Below are 18,126 nucleotides of genomic sequence, written 5' to 3' on the forward strand. Positions count from 1 at the left end.
CTTAGTGCATCATCATGTTGTAGTTGAGGTTCCACATAATCCAGATGGAGCCCACAACCAGGATGGCGATGATCAGCACGGTAAAGATGAAGGCCGTCATGTTCCAGCCTTCATCAGATTTGGTGTTCATGTGCAGGAAACACACCAGATGCACCAAAATCTGCACCACTGCCATTGCCAGGATAGATCCCAGAATAACGGCCGGAGAGGCAGCGCCGGTCATCACCATCCAGAATGGAATAACCGTCAGGATGACCGACAGGATAAAGCCGGTCATGTACGTTTTTACGCTGCCGTGGGATGCGCCGCCGCTCTCGGTAGAATGACTCATTACATCGCCCCCATCAGATAAACAACAGTGAATACGCAAATCCAAATCACATCCAGGAAGTGCCAGAACAGGCTCAGACACATGATGCGGGTACGGTTAGTGCTGGTCAGACCGCGACGGGCAACTTGCACCATCAGCACCGCCATCCAGATCAAACCGGAAGTGACGTGCAGACCGTGCGTGCCGACCAGCGCGAAGAACGCAGACAGGAAGCCGCTGCGATCCGGGCCCATACCGTTAACAATCAGGTGATGGAATTCATAGAGTTCCATCCCGATAAATCCGGCGCCAAACAAGAAGGTCAACGCCAGCCAGGAGATAACCTGGCTCTTGTTGTTCTTGTGCATGGCGATCGCCGCCATGCCGTAGGTAATGGAGCTAAATAACAGCAGGAAGGTTTCAACCAGAACGAACGGCAGTTCGAAAATGTCCTTACCTGTCGGGCCGCCAGCGGTGCCGTTCACCAGAACGGCATAGGTAGCAAACAGAATAGAGAACAGAATGCAGTCGCTCATCAGGTAGACCCAAAATCCGAAGATTTTGTTCTGGCCTGCGTCATGGTGCCCGTGTTCGTGCGCGTGGGCAGTCGCGTGCGTTAAAGTATCAGTTGCCATTTTTCAGCCCTGCCTTAGTAATCTCATCGAAATGCTGGTTTTCCAGTTTTTCGACTTCCGGGACCGGCACGTAGTAATCCACATCTTCATCAAAGCTTTTTACAATCCAGCTGATGATCATGCCTGCGAAACCCACTATCGCCAGCCACCAGATATGCCAGATCATGGCGAAGCCAAATACCGTCGCGAAGGCGGCGATAACAATACCGGCACCGCTATTTTTCGGCATATGAATCTCTTCATACTGTCCAGGCTGTTGGTACGCTTCGCCTTTTTCTTTCATTTCCCAGAAGGCGTCACGTTCGTGAACGTGCGGCACAACGGCAAAGTTATAGAACGGCGGCGGAGACGAGGTTGACCACTCCAGCGTACGGCCACCCCATGGGTCGCCGGTCAGATCGCGGTTCTGATCGCGGTCGCGAATAGAAACGAAGATCTGAATCAGTTGGCACAGGATACCCAGCGCAATCAGCGCGGCGCCGGCGGCGGCAACCATCAGCATCGTATGGAACTGCGGATCAATTTGCTGGCTGAGGCGACGGGTCATGCCCATGAAGCCCAGTACATACAGCGGCATAAAGGCTACAAAGAAACCGATAATCCAGAACCAGAAGGCGCGTTTACCCCAGGTTTCGTTCAGCTTGAAGCCAAACGCCTTCGGCCACCAGTAGGTCATACCCGCGAAGCAGCCAAACACTACGCCGCCGATGATCACGTTATGGAAGTGCGCAATCAGGAACAGACTGTTGTGCAGGACGAAGTCCGCGCCCGGTACCGCCAGCAGCACGCCGGTCATACCGCCGACCGAGAAGGTCACGATAAAGCCGATGGTCCACATCATTGCGGAATGGAAGACGATACGGCCCTGATACATGGTGAACAACCAGTTGAAGATCTTCACCCCGGTCGGGATGGCGATAATCATGGTGGTGATACCGAAGAAGGCGTTAACGTTCGCGCCTGCGCCCATCGTGAAGAAGTGGTGCAGCCAAACGATAAACGACAGTACGGTAATACAGACGGTCGCCCAAACCAGCGAGGTATAGCCGAACAGACGTTTACGCGAGAAGGTCGCTGCGATTTCGGAGAATACCCCGAAGACCGGCAGAATCAGAATGTACACTTCCGGATGGCCCCAGGCCCAAATCAGGTTGATGTACATCATCATGTTGCCGCCCATATCGTTGGTAAAGAAATGGGTGCCCAGATAGCGATCCAGGGTCAGCAACGCGACGGTAACCGTCAGAATCGGGAAAGAGGCGATGATCAGTACGTTGGCGCACAAAGAGGCCCAGGTAAAGACCGGCATCTTGAACATTGTCATACCCGGCGCACGCATCTTCAGGATCGTCACGAAGAAGTTGATACCGGTTAACGTCGTACCAATACCCGAGAGTTGCAACGCCCATATCCAGTAATCGACCCCGACGCTGGGACTGTACTCTATTCCCGATAGCGGCGGATAAGCCAGCCACCCTGTCTGCGCGAATTCACCCACGCCCAGCGAGAGGTTAACCAGAATAACGCCGACAACGGTGAACCAGAAGCTCAGGTTGTTCAGGAAAGGGAACGCAACGTCGCGCGCGCCGATCTGCAGCGGAACCACCAGGTTCATCAGACCGATAACGAAGGGCATCGCCACGAAGAAGATCATGATTACGCCGTGAGCGGTAAAGATCTGATCATAGTGGTGCGGCGGTAGAAAACCCGCTTCGCCTGCGGAGGCAAGCGCCTGCTGGCTACGCATCATGATGGCATCGGCGAAACCACGTAACAGCATCACAATCGCGACGATGATATACATGATGCCGAGGCGTTTATGGTCAACCGACGTTAACCACTCTTTCCATAGGTAGGTCCACTTACCGAAGTAAGTAATCGCTGCCAGTATCGCCAGTCCCCCGACGATAATTGCAGCGATCGTTACCATGACGATAGGTTCATGGAACGGTACTGCATCCAGTGATAATTTTCCGAACATCTTATCTTCCTCAACCCTTGGAGTTGGCGGATTCCGCGTGGCTCATGTCCATACCTTCCATTCCTTCATGCGAGCTGTGCTCACCTTCAGGTTGGGTCATGTCCATGCTCTTACCGTGGTCCATGAATTTGTTAATAACGTCCTTGAACAAATCTGGTTTCACGCTGGAGAAATATTCCACCTTGTTGTACTCGCTTGGCATAGCCACTTTCTCGAACGCCGCCATATCATTCATGGTGTTCGGAGACTGCTTCGCTTTTGCGACCCATTGGTCGAATTCTGCGCGGTCTTTGGTGGCGATAGCTTTAAACTTCATACCAGAGAAGCCCGGGCCACTATAGCTGGCGGAGATGCCATCGTAGGTTCCGGGTTCGTTGGCGATCAGATGCAAACGTGTTTGCATACCGGCCATGGCATAAATCTGGCTACCCAGACGCGGGATAAAGAAGGAGTTCATCACGGAGTTGGAAGTCACTTTGAAATAAACCGGCGTGTTCGCCGGGAAGGCGATCTCGTTGACGGTGGCGATACCCTGCTCCGGATAGATGAAGAACCATTTCCAGTCCATGGAAACCACTTCGATGGTGATCGGTTTTTCGTCATGCGCCAGCGGCTTGCTTGGTTCAAGCGCGTGCGTGGTTTTCCAGGTCAGTACGGCAAGGAAAATGATGATCAAGATAGGCACCGTCCAGACCACGGCTTCCACTTTATTGGAGTGTGACCAGTTCGGGCTATACTTCGCATCCTTATTACTCGCACGATACTTCCAGGCGAAACCAACAGCCATCAAGATGGCGGGAATAACGACGATCAACATCAGGCCAAATGCCGTCAGTATCAGCGAACGTTGCTCCAGTCCAATCTGTCCTTTGGGATCCAGCAGCGCAGAATTACAGCCACTGAGTAATGCAGTGCCTGCAATTAATGACAACCATCCCAAACTTTTATTGTATTTCCTGAGTCTCATTTAACGACCTCAATTCCACGGGACCTGGTGGCGTTTAAAGTGTAGGGGCATTTTACGGTAAGGTTACATTACTGTAAACATGATTGGTTCTGTGTTACCAAGTTCTGCCGCGCATGTCACATATGTTGCCAAGTATGTCGAAATAACTTTAAGACACTGTTGAAACTTTGCGTTATAACGGATGAGGTCTGTAAGTGGGATGTTGAGGGATAATTGGTATAACCAATGTAAAAATAAAACAATTACTTAACAATTTATTATCAATAAAAGGACAATCAACGGCAGAAATTTAAATTTAATCGGCTGAATCGTGTAAAGAAAATAGGTAGCGTAGAAATTACCAATAATTTCCAAAATTCTGTTGCGCACAAAAAGACAAATATATTTTTTATCAATTGATGGTTATTTAGCCGTTATAATTCCGGGTCGTTATTACAACGGCAAATAATGTTTTAGAGCAGGCGTGTTTTTCGTAGTGCCAGGTAGTCCAGCAACCCGCCAAAGACAATGCCGCACACGGCAACCGCTACCGCAGTCTCAAGCAATCCGGACAGGAATGAGAAGTTAGTGTAATCCAACGCGTTCATGGTCAGCAGGAGTACCCATACCGCCAGCAAAGCGACGCCCGCGAGCAGGATTGAAAGCGCGAAATTGTAGGCGCCACGGTATTGCGTGCGGGGAATGAAACGCTCGTTCTGCCAGCTATATTCCAGCGTTTGCCGACAGACCAGCAACAGTAACAGCCCGGGAACGGCGGCAACAACCGAGAAGAGGTAGAATGTCGGCCAGCCGTGCGCTTCAACGAACCAGCCCGCTACAGGACCAACATAAACGCGGCCTACTGCGGAGAGGGCCGACAGTAGGGCAAACTGTGTTGCGGAAAACGACTTATTACATAGCGTCATTAATAAGGCGACAAAGGCGGCAGTACCCATCCCGCCGCACAGATTTTCGAAAAAGACCGCCGCGCCCATGCTGAACATGTTTTTATCGGTAATGGAGAGCAACCAGTAACCGGCGTTGGACGCGCCTTGCAAAATGCCGAAAATCAGCAGCGCGCGAAACAGCGAAAGACGCTGCATTAATATGCCGCCGTATAACGCGCCGACGATCGTCGCCAGCAGGCCCAGCGTTTTATTGACCACGCCGACTTCGCCGGCGTCAAAGCCGACGCCGCGAATCAAAAAGGTGGTGGTCAGGCTCATAGCGAAGGCATCACCCAGTTTATAAAGCACAATGAGCAGTAAAATCAGCCAGGCGTTATTACGGCCAAAGAAATCGCGTAGCGGCGCGACGACGGCCTGTTCCAGCGATTTCGGGGACGGGATAGTATCGGTCGGTTCCGGCGCCAGTAAGGTGGCGATAATGCAGGGGATCAGCAATGCCGCCATCAGCCAGTACATGCCCTGCCAGCCGAGCCAGCGATCGGCCAGCCATAGCGCCAGTCCGCCGGAAACCAGCATTCCCAACCGGTAGCCAAGCACGCTGATTGCCGCGCCAGCGCCGCGTTCTTCTGCGGGTAAAACATCGGTTTTCCAGGCGTCGAACACGATATCCTGCGAGGCGGAGCAAAAAGCAATCACCACCGCCAGCGCCGCCATCCAGCGTAGCTGCGTGCCGGGTTCAAGAAAGCCCATCGCCGCAATCGCCGCCAGTAACAACAGTTGGGTGGCGAGTAACCAACCGCGACGACGACCTAAAAAAGGCGGCGTGTAGCGGTCCATCAGCGGGGACCAGAGAAACTTAAACACATAGGCCTGACCAACCAGCGAGAAGAAGCCAATCGTTTTAAGATCGATATTCTCGACGGTCATCCACGCCTGTAGCGTACCGGAAGTGAGCGCCAGCGGGAGACCGGAGGCAAAACCCAATATCAGCAGAATGGCTGAGCGCGGTTGCTGGAAAATACGTAAATATTGACTTGACATAGGCATCTACAGACCCGGCTTCTGCCGGGTCTTGTTGTTGCTATTAACGGGCGTTTTGCTTGATAAAATCGTGAATACTGGTGTCCTGAGACATATCAGCAATGGTATCGGTCAGAACGCTGTTTACCGCGTCGGCAATATTCTGGTTAGAGGCCTGGAACGCCCCTTCAATAGAGTAGTTGGCGCGATAGTTTTTGGTCATCTTGCTGCCATTTGCCGCGGTCGCAATAATCGCGATATCCGCTTTGGTCGCGATGTTGTAGCGCACGCTGCCCTGGGAAACATCAGCATACAGTTGGTTAACAATAATCTGCAGATTAACCGCGCCGTTAGGCCCGATCATATAGCCCCGCGCCGTCATCTGTTTTTCCAGGACTTCTTGTAACAGGAAGCGTAAATCGCGGGAGGCGGTTAACGTTACCAGCTGGTTGTTACGCGTGACTTTCGCTAACGCCTGATCCTGGCGCTGGTCCGCGCCGGTAATGCTAACGGTGACGCCCATCAGGCTCGGGTCCTGCTGTGGCAAGGTGATCTTCGGCGCGACGTCAATGGTCGTCGGCGGTGTGGCGCATCCTGCCAGCATAAACAGAGCGACTAACGGAAAGAGAAGTTTTTTTAACATATTCAGGCTCTCAATGACGCTTAAAACGTGATAGGTAAAAATTCCCGCCATCATAACACCGCTAACGGCGAGGGGAAGTGGTCAACGCAGGTAAATTCGTCGTAATGTCCGATTTGGTATTGATAACGGCGCGAGCGGGGATTTTGAGCGCTAAAAGAATGATTAAGGCAGTAAACTTCATACGTTTGGCTGAAATAATCAGACGAAAGCTAAATTTTTGTTGTCATGCTGTAATGGAAACGGTAAAAGCGGCTAGTATTTAAAGGGATGGGTGACATCACAGCGTTGTCGGAGGAGATTTTCATGATGATACGTGAGCAAATAGAAGAAAAATTAAGGACAGCGTTCGACCCCGTGTTTCTCGAAGTTGTGGATGAAAGCTATCGTCACAATGTTCCTGCAGGATCGGAAAGCCATTTTAAGGTCGTGCTGGTGAGCGATCGCTTTACAGGCGAACGTTTTCTTAATCGTCATCGGATGATTTACGGTACGTTAACGGCGGAACTCTCCACAACCGTACATGCGCTGGCACTGCATACTTATACCCTCAAAGAGTGGGAAGGGTTGCAGGATACTATCTTCGCGTCGCCTCCTTGTCGCGGCGCGGGAAGCATCGCGTAGCAAAACGGATTTGCAACTACCTCCGCTTTTCCAGTATGTTGCTACAGAATTATGTGAAAACGGCCTGCGGGCCGTTTTGTTTTGTCTGAATTTTGAGCGTGTCGTACAGTATTCAGACAAAAATTAGCCGAGAATTGTGAAAACCGCCGCAGCATCGCACAATCACCGTTCTCGACTCACAAAAGTGATGCCGCTATAATGCGCCGTCTTATATATGAACGTCTTCGGGATGATTCTGACGACAGGGAATGTGATTGATTATGAGAACATCCCGGTTCCGCGAAGCAAATAGCACGTGCTTGCGGAGTAGAGTTGACCGAGCACTGTGATTTTTTGAGGTAACAAGATGCAAGTTTCAGTTGAAACCACTCAGGGCCTTGGCCGCCGTGTAACGATTACAATCGCTGCTGACAGCATCGAGACCGCTGTAAAAAGCGAGCTGGTCAACGTAGCGAAAAAAGTACGTATTGACGGCTTCCGTAAAGGCAAAGTACCGATGAATATCGTCGCTCAGCGTTATGGCGCTTCTGTTCGCCAGGACGTGCTGGGCGATCTGATGAGCCGCAACTTCGTTGACGCGATCATCAAAGAAAAAATTAACCCGGCAGGCGCGCCGAACTATGTTCCGGGCGAATACAAAGTGGGTGAAGACTTCACTTACTCCGTCGAGTTTGAAGTCTATCCGGAAGTTGAGCTGACCGGACTCGAGTCCATCGAAGTTGAAAAACCGGTTGTTGAAGTCACCGACGCTGACGTTGATGTGATGCTGGACACCCTGCGTAAGCAGCAGGCGACCTGGAAAGAAAAAGACGGCGCTGCTGATGCGGAAGACCGCGTGACCATCGACTTCACCGGCTCTGTAGACGGCGAAGAGTTCGAAGGCGGCAAAGCGACCGATTTTGTTCTGGCGATGGGCCAGGGTCGTATGATTCCGGGCTTTGAAGACGGCGTTAAAGGCCACAAAGCTGGCGAAGAGTTCACTATCGATGTGACCTTCCCGGAAGAGTACCATGCTGAAAACCTGAAAGGTAAAGCGGCTAAGTTCGTTATCAACCTGAAGAAAGTTGAAGAACGCGAACTGCCGGAACTGACCGAAGAATTCATCAAACGTTTCGGCGTTGAAGATGGTTCCGTAGCCGGTCTGCGCGCTGAAGTACGTAAAAACATGGAACGCGAGCTGAAAGGCGCGGTGCGTAACCGCGTTAAGTCTCAGGCGATCGAAGGTCTGGTAAAAGCTAACGACATCGACGTACCGGCTGCGCTGATCGACAGCGAAATCGACGTTCTGCGTCGTCAGGCTGCGCAGCGTTTTGGTGGTAACGAGAAACAGGCTCTGGAGCTGCCGCGCGAACTGTTCGAAGAACAGGCTAAGCGTCGTGTAGTTGTCGGTCTGCTGCTCGGCGAAGTCATTCGTACCAACGAGCTGAAAGCGGACGAAGAACGCGTTAAAGGCCTGATCGAAGAGATGGCGTCTGCTTACGAAGATCCGAAAGAAGTGATTGAGTTCTACAGCAAAAATAAAGAGCTGATGGACAATATGCGTAACGTCGCTCTGGAAGAACAGGCTGTTGAAGCGGTTCTGGCAAAAGCGAAAGTGTCTGAAAAAGCCACTTCCTTCAATGAGCTGATGAACCAGCAGGCATAATTTGTCGCGTTAAAAGCACGAAATTTGCACAAAAACCCGTCACCTTTCAGTGACGGGTTTTTTTTGTCACGCATTTTGCATGGTAAGGGTGCGAAAACCGCGTTTCAGTGTTAGCGTTAGAACAAAAGATTGTTATGCTTGAATTATGGCGATGCCGTACCCATTACAGAGGGACTGGCTGATAATCCGTCCATCAGGTTACAATCAGTACAGCAGGTTTTTTCAATTTTTATCCAGGAGACGGAAATGTCATACAGCGGAGAACGAGATAATTTGGCCCCTCATATGGCGCTGGTGCCGATGGTCATTGAACAGACCTCACGCGGTGAGCGCTCTTTTGATATCTATTCTCGTCTACTTAAGGAACGCGTCATATTTCTGACCGGCCAGGTCGAAGACCATATGGCTAACCTGATCGTGGCGCAGATGCTGTTCCTGGAAGCGGAAAACCCGGAAAAAGATATCTATCTGTACATTAATTCTCCTGGCGGCGTAATTACTGCGGGGATGTCCATCTATGACACCATGCAGTTTATTAAGCCAGACGTCAGCACCATTTGTATGGGACAGGCGGCCTCTATGGGGGCGTTTCTGCTGACTGCCGGGGCGAAAGGCAAACGTTTCTGCTTGCCGAACTCTCGCGTCATGATCCACCAGCCGCTGGGCGGCTACCAGGGCCAGGCGACGGATATTGAAATTCACGCCCGCGAAATTTTGAAAGTAAAAGGGCGCATGAATGAACTTATGGCGCATCATACGGGTCAATCTCTTGAGCAGATTGAACGTGATACTGAGCGCGATCGCTTCCTCTCCGCGCCTGAAGCGGTAGAGTACGGTTTGGTTGACTCAATTTTGACCCATCGTAATTGATGCCCTGGACGCAAGTGTGCCGCTATACACTTCATCCTTCACGCTACCTCGGTGTTGGCTGCCAGCGCGCCTCCCAGTGACTTACTTATGTAAGCGCCTGCGGAGTCGACGAGTTGCCGCCTTGATGTAGCTCGAATGATTTTGTGTATATACTAATGAAGGGCGGCACAACGCTGATTAGCGGCTTGCGCCTGAGAATGGCATTTGCGTCGTCGTGTGCGGCACAAAGAACAAAGAAGAGGTTTTGACTCATGACAGATAAACGCAAAGATGGCTCGGGCAAATTGTTGTACTGCTCTTTTTGCGGCAAAAGCCAGCATGAAGTGCGCAAGCTGATTGCCGGTCCATCCGTGTATATCTGCGACGAATGCGTCGATTTATGTAACGACATTATTCGCGAAGAAATTAAAGAAGTTGCTCCGCACCGTGAACGTAGTGCGCTGCCGACGCCGCATGAAATTCGTACCCACCTGGACGATTACGTTATCGGCCAGGAGCAGGCGAAAAAAGTGCTGGCGGTGGCGGTCTATAACCACTACAAGCGTCTGCGTAACGGCGATACCAGCAATGGCGTCGAGTTAGGTAAAAGCAACATTCTGCTGATTGGACCGACCGGTTCCGGTAAAACGCTGCTGGCGGAAACGCTGGCGCGCTTGCTGGATGTGCCGTTCACTATGGCGGATGCGACCACGCTAACCGAAGCGGGTTACGTTGGTGAAGACGTCGAGAATATCATTCAGAAACTGTTGCAGAAATGCGACTACGACGTGCAAAAAGCGCAGCGTGGGATTGTCTACATTGATGAAATCGATAAGATTTCGCGTAAATCAGACAATCCGTCCATTACCCGCGATGTTTCCGGCGAAGGCGTACAGCAGGCGTTGCTGAAACTGATCGAAGGCACCGTCGCCGCGGTTCCACCGCAGGGCGGTCGCAAACATCCGCAGCAGGAGTTCTTACAGGTAGATACCTCTAAGATTCTGTTTATCTGCGGCGGCGCGTTTGCCGGTCTGGATAAAGTGATCGCTAACCGTGTTGAAACCGGCTCCGGCATTGGTTTTGGCGCGACGGTGAAAGCGAAGTCCGACAAAGCCAGCGAAGGCGAGCTGTTGTCGCAGGTTGAACCGGAAGATTTGATCAAATTTGGTCTGATTCCTGAGTTTATCGGTCGTCTGCCAGTGGTAGCGACGCTGAATGAACTCAGCGAAGAAGCGCTGATTCAAATCCTGAAAGAGCCGAAAAATGCGCTGACCAAGCAGTATCAGGCGCTGTTTAACCTGGAAGGCGTCGATCTGGAATTCCGTGACGAAGCGCTGGACGCTATCGCCAGGAAAGCAATGGCGCGTAAAACCGGCGCCCGTGGCCTGCGTTCTATCGTCGAAGCGGCGCTGCTGGATACCATGTACGATTTGCCATCTATGGAAGACGTCGAAAAAGTGGTGATCGACGAGTCCGTTATTGCCGGTCAGAGTAAGCCGTTGCTGATTTACGGCAAACCGGAAGCGCAGGCTTCTGGCGAATAATTAAACATTCATACAATCAGTTAGCCAAAAAAGGGGGGATTTTATCTCCCCTTTCGTTTTTCCTGTAAACACGCCGTTGAATGTGTGGGAAACATCCCCATATACTGACGTACATGTTATAGGTGGTATGGAGCACAGCTATACTATCTGATTACCTGGCGGACACTAAACTAAGAGAGAGCTCTATGAATCCTGAGCGTTCTGAACGCATTGAAATCCCCGTATTGCCCTTGCGCGATGTGGTGGTTTATCCGCACATGGTCATACCCTTATTTGTAGGGCGGGAAAAATCTATCCGTTGTCTGGAAGCGGCTATGGACCATGATAAAAAAATCATGCTGGTCGCCCAGAAGGAAGCATCGACGGATGAGCCGGGTGTAAACGATCTTTTCACCGTCGGGACCGTGGCCTCTATTTTGCAGATGCTGAAACTGCCTGACGGCACCGTAAAAGTGCTGGTCGAGGGGTTACAGCGCGCGCGTATTTCCGCGCTGTCTGACAACGGCGAACATTTCTCCGCGAAGGCGGAGTACCTTGATTCGCCAGCCATTGATGAGCGTGAACAAGAAGTGCTGGTGCGTACCGCTATCAGCCAGTTCGAAGGCTACATCAAGCTGAACAAAAAAATTCCGCCGGAAGTGCTGACGTCACTCAATAGCATTGACGACCCTGCACGTCTGGCTGACACCATCGCCGCGCATATGCCGCTGAAACTGGCGGATAAACAGTCCGTACTGGAGATGTCCGACGTTAACGAACGTCTGGAATATCTGATGGCGATGATGGAATCTGAAATCGATCTGCTGCAGGTTGAGAAACGCATTCGCAACCGCGTGAAAAAGCAGATGGAGAAATCCCAGCGCGAGTACTATCTGAACGAGCAAATGAAAGCGATTCAGAAAGAACTTGGCGAGATGGACGACGCGCCGGACGAAAACGAAGCGCTGAAGCGTAAGATCGACGCGGCGAAAATGCCGAAAGAGGCGAAAGAGAAAGCGGAAGCGGAACTGCAGAAGCTGAAAATGATGTCTCCGATGTCGGCGGAAGCGACCGTGGTGCGCGGCTACATCGACTGGATGGTGCAGGTGCCGTGGAATGCGCGTAGCAAGGTCAAAAAAGACCTGCGTCAGGCGCAGGAAATCCTCGATACTGACCATTATGGTCTGGAGCGCGTGAAAGACCGCATCCTTGAGTATCTCGCGGTTCAAAGCCGTGTAAATAAAATCAAGGGGCCGATCCTGTGTCTGGTGGGGCCGCCGGGGGTAGGTAAAACCTCGTTGGGCCAGTCCATCGCTAAAGCAACAGGGCGTAAATACATCCGTATGGCGCTGGGCGGCGTGCGTGATGAAGCGGAAATCCGCGGTCATCGCCGGACTTACATTGGCTCTATGCCGGGTAAACTGATCCAAAAAATGGCCAAAGTGGGGGTTAAAAACCCACTGTTCCTGCTCGATGAGATCGACAAAATGTCTTCTGACATGCGCGGCGATCCGGCTTCCGCACTGCTGGAAGTGCTGGATCCGGAGCAGAACGTGGCGTTCAGCGATCATTACCTGGAAGTGGATTACGATCTCAGCGATGTGATGTTCGTCGCCACTTCCAACTCCATGAACATTCCGGCGCCGCTGCTGGATCGTATGGAAGTGATCCGTCTGTCCGGTTATACCGAAGACGAGAAGCTGAATATTGCTAAACGTCACCTGCTGCCGAAGCAGATCGAGCGTAACGCGCTGAAGAAAGGCGAACTGACGGTCGACGATAGCGCGATTATCGGTATTATCCGCTATTACACGCGTGAAGCGGGCGTGCGTAGTCTGGAGCGTGAAATCTCCAAACTGTGCCGCAAAGCGGTTAAACAACTGTTGCTCGATAAGTCGTTAAAACATATCGAAATTAACGGCGATAATCTGCACGACTACCTCGGTGTGCAGCGCTTTGATTATGGCCGCGCGGATAGCGAAAACCGCGTAGGTCAGGTGACGGGGCTGGCGTGGACGGAAGTGGGCGGCGATCTGTTGACCATCGAAACCGCCTGCGTCCCGGGCAAAGGCAAGTTGACCTATACCGGCTCGCTCGGTGAAGTGATGCAGGAATCCATTCAGGCGGCGCTGACCGTGGTGCGTGCGCGCGCGGAAAAACTGGGTATTAATCCGGACTTTTACGAAAAACGCGATATCCACGTTCACGTGCCGGAAGGCGCAACGCCGAAAGACGGTCCAAGCGCCGGTATCGCGATGTGTACCGCGCTGGTTTCCTGCCTGACCGGTAATCCGGTGCGCGCAGATGTGGCAATGACCGGTGAGATCACGCTGCGTGGTCAGGTGTTGCCGATCGGCGGCCTGAAAGAAAAACTGTTGGCGGCGCATCGCGGCGGGATTAAAACGGTCTTAATTCCGTTCGAAAATAAACGTGACCTGGAGGAAATTCCGGACAACGTGATTGCCGATCTGGATATTCATCCTGTGAAGCGCATTGAGGAAGTTCTGACGCTTGCTCTGCAAAACGAACCGTCTGGAATGCAGGTTGTAACCGCAAAATAGTGACCTCGCGCAAATAGCGCTAATAAAAACAGGGCTGGCAGGCTATTTCGGACTTGCCAGCCTTTTTTTGTATAGCTAATTTAGATGGTTGATTGGGTCTGCCACCATTAACGGGTGTTGTAAGGGCGTGGCAGGCCTGATATAACTGCTGCGCGGTCGTACTTCGAAGGATTCAGGTGCGATATAAATTATAAAGAGGAAGAGAAGAGTGAATAAATCTCAACTGATCGAAAAAATTGCTGCAGGGGCTGATATCTCTAAGGCTGCGGCTGGACGTGCGTTAGATGCGATTATTGCTTCTGTTACCGAATCTCTGAAAGAAGGGGATGACGTTGCACTGGTAGGCTTTGGTACTTTTGCTGTTAAAGAGCGTGCTGCCCGTACTGGTCGCAACCCGCAAACAGGTAAAGAGATCACCATCGCCGCTGCCAAAGTGCCGAGTTTCCGTGCAGGTAAAGCGCTGAAAGACGCGGTAAACTAAGCGTGATCCCCTCGGGGGATGTGACAAAGTACAAGGGCGCATCAACTGATGTGCCTTTTTTATTGGCGATTCGGGACTTTCTGTGCGTTGCGGGCTGACAATTGCCCTCGTTTCTTGTCACAATAGGCTTTTGTGCGCCGCGTTCAGAAAATGCGATGCGCGTGAAGTCTCTATACGCAAATCATTCAGGTTGCGTCGACGCGGCGACTGAGCGAATCACTCGGTAGCCAGCGGAGAAGCCGCCTGAAAGATAAAGTGTAAAGTCACCTACAGCGGAGTGTGGTTACACCATGATGGACAGCTTACGCACGGCTGCAAACAGTCTCGTGCTCAAGATTATTTTCGTTATCATTATCGTGTCGTTCATTTTGACCGGCGTTAGTGGTTACCTGATTGGCGGAAGCAATAACTACGCCGCAAAAGTGAATGGCCAGGAAATCAGCCGGGCACAGTTTGAGAATGCGTTTAACAACGAACGTAACCGTATGCAGCAGCAGTTGGGCGACAGGTATTCTGAACTGGCGGCCAACGAAGGTTATATGAAAAGCCTGCGCCAGCAGGTGCTGAATCGTCTGATAGATGAAGCGCTGTTGGATCAATATTCCCGCGAACTGAAACTGGGCATCAGCGATGAGCAGGTAAAGCAGGCGATTTTCGCCACTCCCGCTTTTCAGGTGGACGGTAAGTTTGACAACAACCGCTATAACGCGATTGTGAATCAGATGGGAATGACCGCCGATCAGTACGCTCAGGCGCTGCGTAACCAGCTTACCACTCAGCAACTGATCAACGGCGTGGCCGGTACTGATTTTATGCTGAAAGGGGAAACCGACGAACTGGCGGCATTAGTCTCTCAACAGCGCGTGGTGCGTGAAGCCGTTATTGATGTCAACGCGCTGGCGGCGAAGCAGCAGGTGACCGATCAGGAAGTGTCCAGCTACTACGATCAGAATAAAGTCCGCTTTATGACGCCGGAACAGTTCCGCGTAAGCTATATCAAGCTGGATGCCGCGACGATGCAGGCACCGGTCAGCGATGCGGATATTCAGGCCTATTATGACCAGCATGTAGATCAGTTTACTCAGCCGGAGCGTATTCGTTACAGCATTATTCAGACCAAAACGGAAGATGATGCGAAAGCGGTACTGGATGCGCTGAACAAGGGCGAAGATTTCGCCACGCTGGCGAAAGAGAAATCTACCGATATCATCTCTGCGCGTAATGGCGGCGATATGGGCTGGCTGGAAGAGTCTGCCACGGTGCCGGAACTGAAAAACGCCGGATTAAAAGAAAAAGGCCAGATATCTGGCGTGATTAAGTCGTCTGTCGGTTTTCTGGTGGCGCGTCTGGATGATATTCAGCCTGCCAAAGTGAAACCGTTAAGCGAGGTTCGCGACGACATTGCCGCGAAAGTGAAACAAGAAAAAGCGCTGGATGCTTACTATGCGTTGCAGCAGAAAGTGAGCGATGCGGCAAGCAACGACAATGAGTCGTTAGCAGGCGCTGAACAGGTCGCTGGCGTAAAAGCCGTTGAAACCGGCTGGTTTAGCCGTGACACCTTACCGGAAGAGCTGAACTTCAAACCGGTAGCCGATGCTATCTTTAATGGCGGTCTGGTGGGCGAAAACGGTACGCCGGGGCCGAATTCAGACATTATCACCGTGGATGGTGACCGGGCTTTTGTCGTACGCGTGAGCGAACATAAACCTGAAGCCGTGAAGCCGTTGGCAGAAGTGAAAGAACAGGTCACTGCCCTGGTGAAGCATAATAAAGCGGAACAACAGGCGAAGCTGGATGCGGAAAAACTGCTGGTCGAGCTGAAAGCGGGCAAAGGCGCGGAAGCGATGAAAGCGGCGGGGCTGAGTTTTGGCGAGCCTAAAACGTTAAGTCGTACCAGTCAGGATCCGGTGAGTCAGGCGGCCTTTGCGTTAAGCCTTCCGACGAAAGATAAGCCAGTTTATGGCGTGGCGAACGATATGCAGGGTAACGTCGTTCTGCTGGCGTTTGACGAGGTGAAAGCGGGCGCCATGCCGGAAGCGCAGAAAAAAGCGATGGTGCAGGGCATCACGCAGAACAATGCGCAAATTGTCTTTGAGGCGCTGATGAGCAATCTGCGTAAAGAGGCGAAAATCAAAATCGGCGACGCTCTGGAACAGCAGTAATCGTCGAGGCGCTTCGCAAAAAATTGCAAAACGTTGTATCCCACAAAGGCCGCTTTCGCGGCCTTTTCCATTTCTGAGAATTGCCGTTTGTTCGTTTTTCTCCGCCCCGCTATCGTGGCTGCACTGTTAACAAACAAGGAGAAAACAGTATGAAACACGGAATTAAAGCACTGCTTATTACGCTTTCTTTAACCTGCGCGGGCATGGCCCATAGCGCGCTGGCGGCGACGCCTGTCGCAAAAAATGCAGCGGTGGAAACAAAAGCGGATACGCCTTCTTCATCCTCCGCCAAAGCGGCATTACCTGCTAAAGCCAGCGATGATGAAGGTACCAGGGTGAGCATTAATACCGCGTCTGCGGAGGATCTGGCGCGGGTGATGAACGGCGTTGGGCTGAAAAAAGCGCAGGCTATTGTGAGCTATCGGGAGGAGTATGGTCCTTTTAAAACGGTGGATGATTTAAAGCAGGTGCCGGGAATGGGAAGCGCGCTGGTGGAGCGTAATCTGGCAGTTTTAACATTGTAATCACTTGCACAGTGGCCAAAATTTGCCAGACTGTAGAGGTCATACCAGTTATGACCTCTGTACTTGTCGTTTACTTATAACAACAACGTAAGGTTATTGCGCTATGCAAACACAAATCAAAGTTCGTGGATATCATCTTGATGTTTATCAACATGTTAATAATGCCCGCTATCTGGAGTTTCTGGAAGAAGCCCGTTGGGATGGTCTGGAAAACAGCGACAGCTTTCAGTGGATGACGGCCCGCAATATTGCCTTTGTGGTGGTAAACATCAATATAAATTACCGTCGCCCGGCGGTATTGAGCGATCTATTGACCGTGACCAGCCAGGTACAACAGCTTAACGGTAAAAGCGGCGTATTAAGCCAGACGATTACGCTGGAGCCAGAAGGGCAGGTGGTGGCCGATGCGCTCATCACGTTTGTTTGTATTGATTTAAAAACGCAAAAAGCGCTGCCGCTGGAAGGCGAATTGCGTGAAAAGCTGGAACAGATGGTGCAATAACGCTTCGCAGTCTGATGGCGTTGAACTTGTCCGGCCTGGAGATATTGACCATGGTGAATATCGCCAGGCCGGATAAGGTGCGTGCGCCGCCATCCGGCAAAACAATCACCTTAACCCGGTTTTTTGCTTCATTGCCGCCATCACCGCCGCTTTATTCGACAGATAATGATTCAGGCCGTTAGCGCGCAGATTACAGGCTGCGCAATGACCACAGCCATCGCCTTTAATGCCGTTATAGCAGGTCAGCGTCTCTTCGCGAACCAAATCCAGTTGGCCCCAATAATCGGCCAGCGCCCAGGTTTCAGCTTTATCAATCCACATTAAGGGCGTTTCGAAACGGATATCTTTCGCCATGCCCAGATTCACCGCGTGATTCAGCGCTTTGACGAACTCATCGCGACAGTCTGGATAGCCGGAAAAATCGGTCTCGCAAACGCCAGTGATCACCGCTTCGGCTTTAACCTGATAAGCGTAAATCGCCGCCAGCGTCAGAAAGAGAATATTGCGTCCCGGTACGAAAGTATTGGGGATACCGTCAGCGTTCGGTTCATAGTCCGGCACCGGAATGCTATCCCGCGTCAGGCTGCTGACCGCCAGTTCGTTCAGCAAAGTGACATCCAGCACTTTATGCGCGCGTGCGCCAAGTTTTAACGCCAGCGCCCGCGCGACATCAATCTCTGCGCGGTGGCGCTGACCATAATCAAACGTGACACAATGCACTTCATCATACTGATGCCGCGCTTGCGCCAGACAAGTGGTGGAGTCCTGACCTCCACTAAATACAACAACGGCGCGTTTCATAGTTATCCTGATCA

General features: G+C 51.7%; 16 protein-coding genes. 9 read left to right on the forward strand and 7 right to left on the reverse strand.

Features of this window, described 5'->3' with window-relative positions:
* Position 1: 1 nt before the first annotated feature.
* The 6 genes from NA197_RS08915 to NA197_RS08940 form a co-directional block, all read right to left on the reverse strand.
* Positions 2 to 331: a cytochrome o ubiquinol oxidase subunit IV gene (locus tag NA197_RS08915; protein ID WP_000019878.1), complete on the reverse strand. Its 330-nt coding sequence runs from the start codon at positions 329 to 331 to the stop codon at positions 2 to 4.
* Entirely contained in the window at positions 331 to 945 is a 615-nt protein-coding gene (locus NA197_RS08920; protein WP_000179833.1) for a cytochrome o ubiquinol oxidase subunit III, read from the reverse strand. Before NA197_RS08920 ends, NA197_RS08915 begins: the two co-directional genes overlap by 1 nt.
* On the reverse strand, positions 935 to 2,926 hold the full coding sequence (gene cyoB / locus NA197_RS08925; RefSeq protein ID WP_000467158.1) for a cytochrome o ubiquinol oxidase subunit I: 1,992 nt from the start codon (positions 2,924 to 2,926) through the stop codon (positions 935 to 937). The genes NA197_RS08920 and cyoB overlap by 11 nt, the downstream gene beginning before the upstream one ends.
* Positions 2,927 to 2,936: 10 nt before the next feature.
* Positions 2,937 to 3,893: a cytochrome o ubiquinol oxidase subunit II gene (gene cyoA / locus NA197_RS08930; protein ID WP_001239448.1), complete on the reverse strand. Its 957-nt coding sequence runs from the start codon at positions 3,891 to 3,893 to the stop codon at positions 2,937 to 2,939.
* A gap of 452 nt (positions 3,894 to 4,345) precedes the next feature.
* Positions 4,346 to 5,821, reverse strand: a complete 1,476-nt coding sequence (gene ampG / locus NA197_RS08935) for a muropeptide MFS transporter AmpG (RefSeq protein WP_000098473.1) — start codon at positions 5,819 to 5,821, stop codon at positions 4,346 to 4,348.
* Positions 5,822 to 5,864: 43 nt separating this feature from the next.
* A complete protein-coding gene (locus NA197_RS08940) occupies positions 5,865 to 6,443 on the reverse strand; it encodes a lipoprotein (protein WP_001537832.1) in 579 nt (192 codons plus the stop codon).
* Positions 6,444 to 6,746: 303 nt separating this feature from the next.
* Here NA197_RS08940 and bolA point away from each other — a divergent pair, with 303 nt between their 5' ends.
* The 9 genes from bolA (at position 6,747) to fadM (ending at position 17,311) form a co-directional block, all read left to right on the forward strand.
* Positions 6,747 to 7,064: a transcriptional regulator BolA gene (gene bolA, locus NA197_RS08945; RefSeq protein ID WP_000973433.1), complete on the forward strand. Its 318-nt coding sequence runs from the start codon at positions 6,747 to 6,749 to the stop codon at positions 7,062 to 7,064.
* A gap of 346 nt (positions 7,065 to 7,410) precedes the next feature.
* On the forward strand, positions 7,411 to 8,709 hold the full coding sequence (gene tig / locus NA197_RS08950) for a trigger factor (RefSeq protein ID WP_001198403.1): 1,299 nt from the start codon (positions 7,411 to 7,413) through the stop codon (positions 8,707 to 8,709).
* Between the two features lie 246 nt (positions 8,710 to 8,955).
* On the forward strand, positions 8,956 to 9,579 hold the full coding sequence (gene clpP, locus NA197_RS08955) for an ATP-dependent Clp endopeptidase proteolytic subunit ClpP (protein WP_000122257.1): 624 nt from the start codon (positions 8,956 to 8,958) through the stop codon (positions 9,577 to 9,579).
* 251 nt (positions 9,580 to 9,830) lie between these two features.
* Positions 9,831 to 11,102 (forward strand): ATP-dependent protease ATP-binding subunit ClpX, encoded by a 1,272-nt coding sequence (gene clpX, locus NA197_RS08960; RefSeq protein ID WP_000130314.1) that lies wholly within the window; start codon positions 9,831 to 9,833, stop codon positions 11,100 to 11,102.
* Between the two features lie 185 nt (positions 11,103 to 11,287).
* The gene (gene lon, locus NA197_RS08965) at positions 11,288 to 13,642 is read left to right on the forward strand and encodes an endopeptidase La (RefSeq protein WP_001067723.1); all 2,355 of its coding nucleotides are present in this window, start codon (positions 11,288 to 11,290) and stop codon (positions 13,640 to 13,642) included.
* Positions 13,643 to 13,832: 190 nt separating this feature from the next.
* Positions 13,833 to 14,123: a nucleoid-associated protein HU-beta gene (hupB, locus tag NA197_RS08970; RefSeq protein WP_254888479.1), complete on the forward strand. Its 291-nt coding sequence runs from the start codon at positions 13,833 to 13,835 to the stop codon at positions 14,121 to 14,123.
* 290 nt (positions 14,124 to 14,413) lie between these two features.
* Positions 14,414 to 16,285 (forward strand): peptidylprolyl isomerase, encoded by a 1,872-nt coding sequence (ppiD, locus tag NA197_RS08975; RefSeq protein WP_000969434.1) that lies wholly within the window; start codon positions 14,414 to 14,416, stop codon positions 16,283 to 16,285.
* A 149-nt stretch (positions 16,286 to 16,434) separates the two neighbouring features.
* Complete coding sequence (locus NA197_RS08980; protein WP_000680322.1) at positions 16,435 to 16,809, forward strand: helix-hairpin-helix domain-containing protein; 375 nt, start codon at positions 16,435 to 16,437, stop codon at positions 16,807 to 16,809.
* Positions 16,810 to 16,912: 103 nt separating this feature from the next.
* Complete coding sequence (gene fadM / locus NA197_RS08985) at positions 16,913 to 17,311, forward strand: long-chain acyl-CoA thioesterase FadM (protein ID WP_001194543.1); 399 nt, start codon at positions 16,913 to 16,915, stop codon at positions 17,309 to 17,311.
* Between the two features lie 105 nt (positions 17,312 to 17,416).
* Here the strand turns inward: fadM and queC are convergent, their stop codons facing one another.
* Positions 17,417 to 18,112: a 7-cyano-7-deazaguanine synthase QueC gene (queC, locus tag NA197_RS08990; protein WP_000817201.1), complete on the reverse strand. Its 696-nt coding sequence runs from the start codon at positions 18,110 to 18,112 to the stop codon at positions 17,417 to 17,419.
* Positions 18,113 to 18,126: the final 14 nt, after the last annotated feature.

Origin of the sequence: Salmonella sp. NW884, assembly GCF_051700745.1 — a bacterium.
In the GTDB taxonomy this organism is placed as follows: Bacteria; Pseudomonadota; Gammaproteobacteria; order Enterobacterales; family Enterobacteriaceae; genus Salmonella; species Salmonella enterica.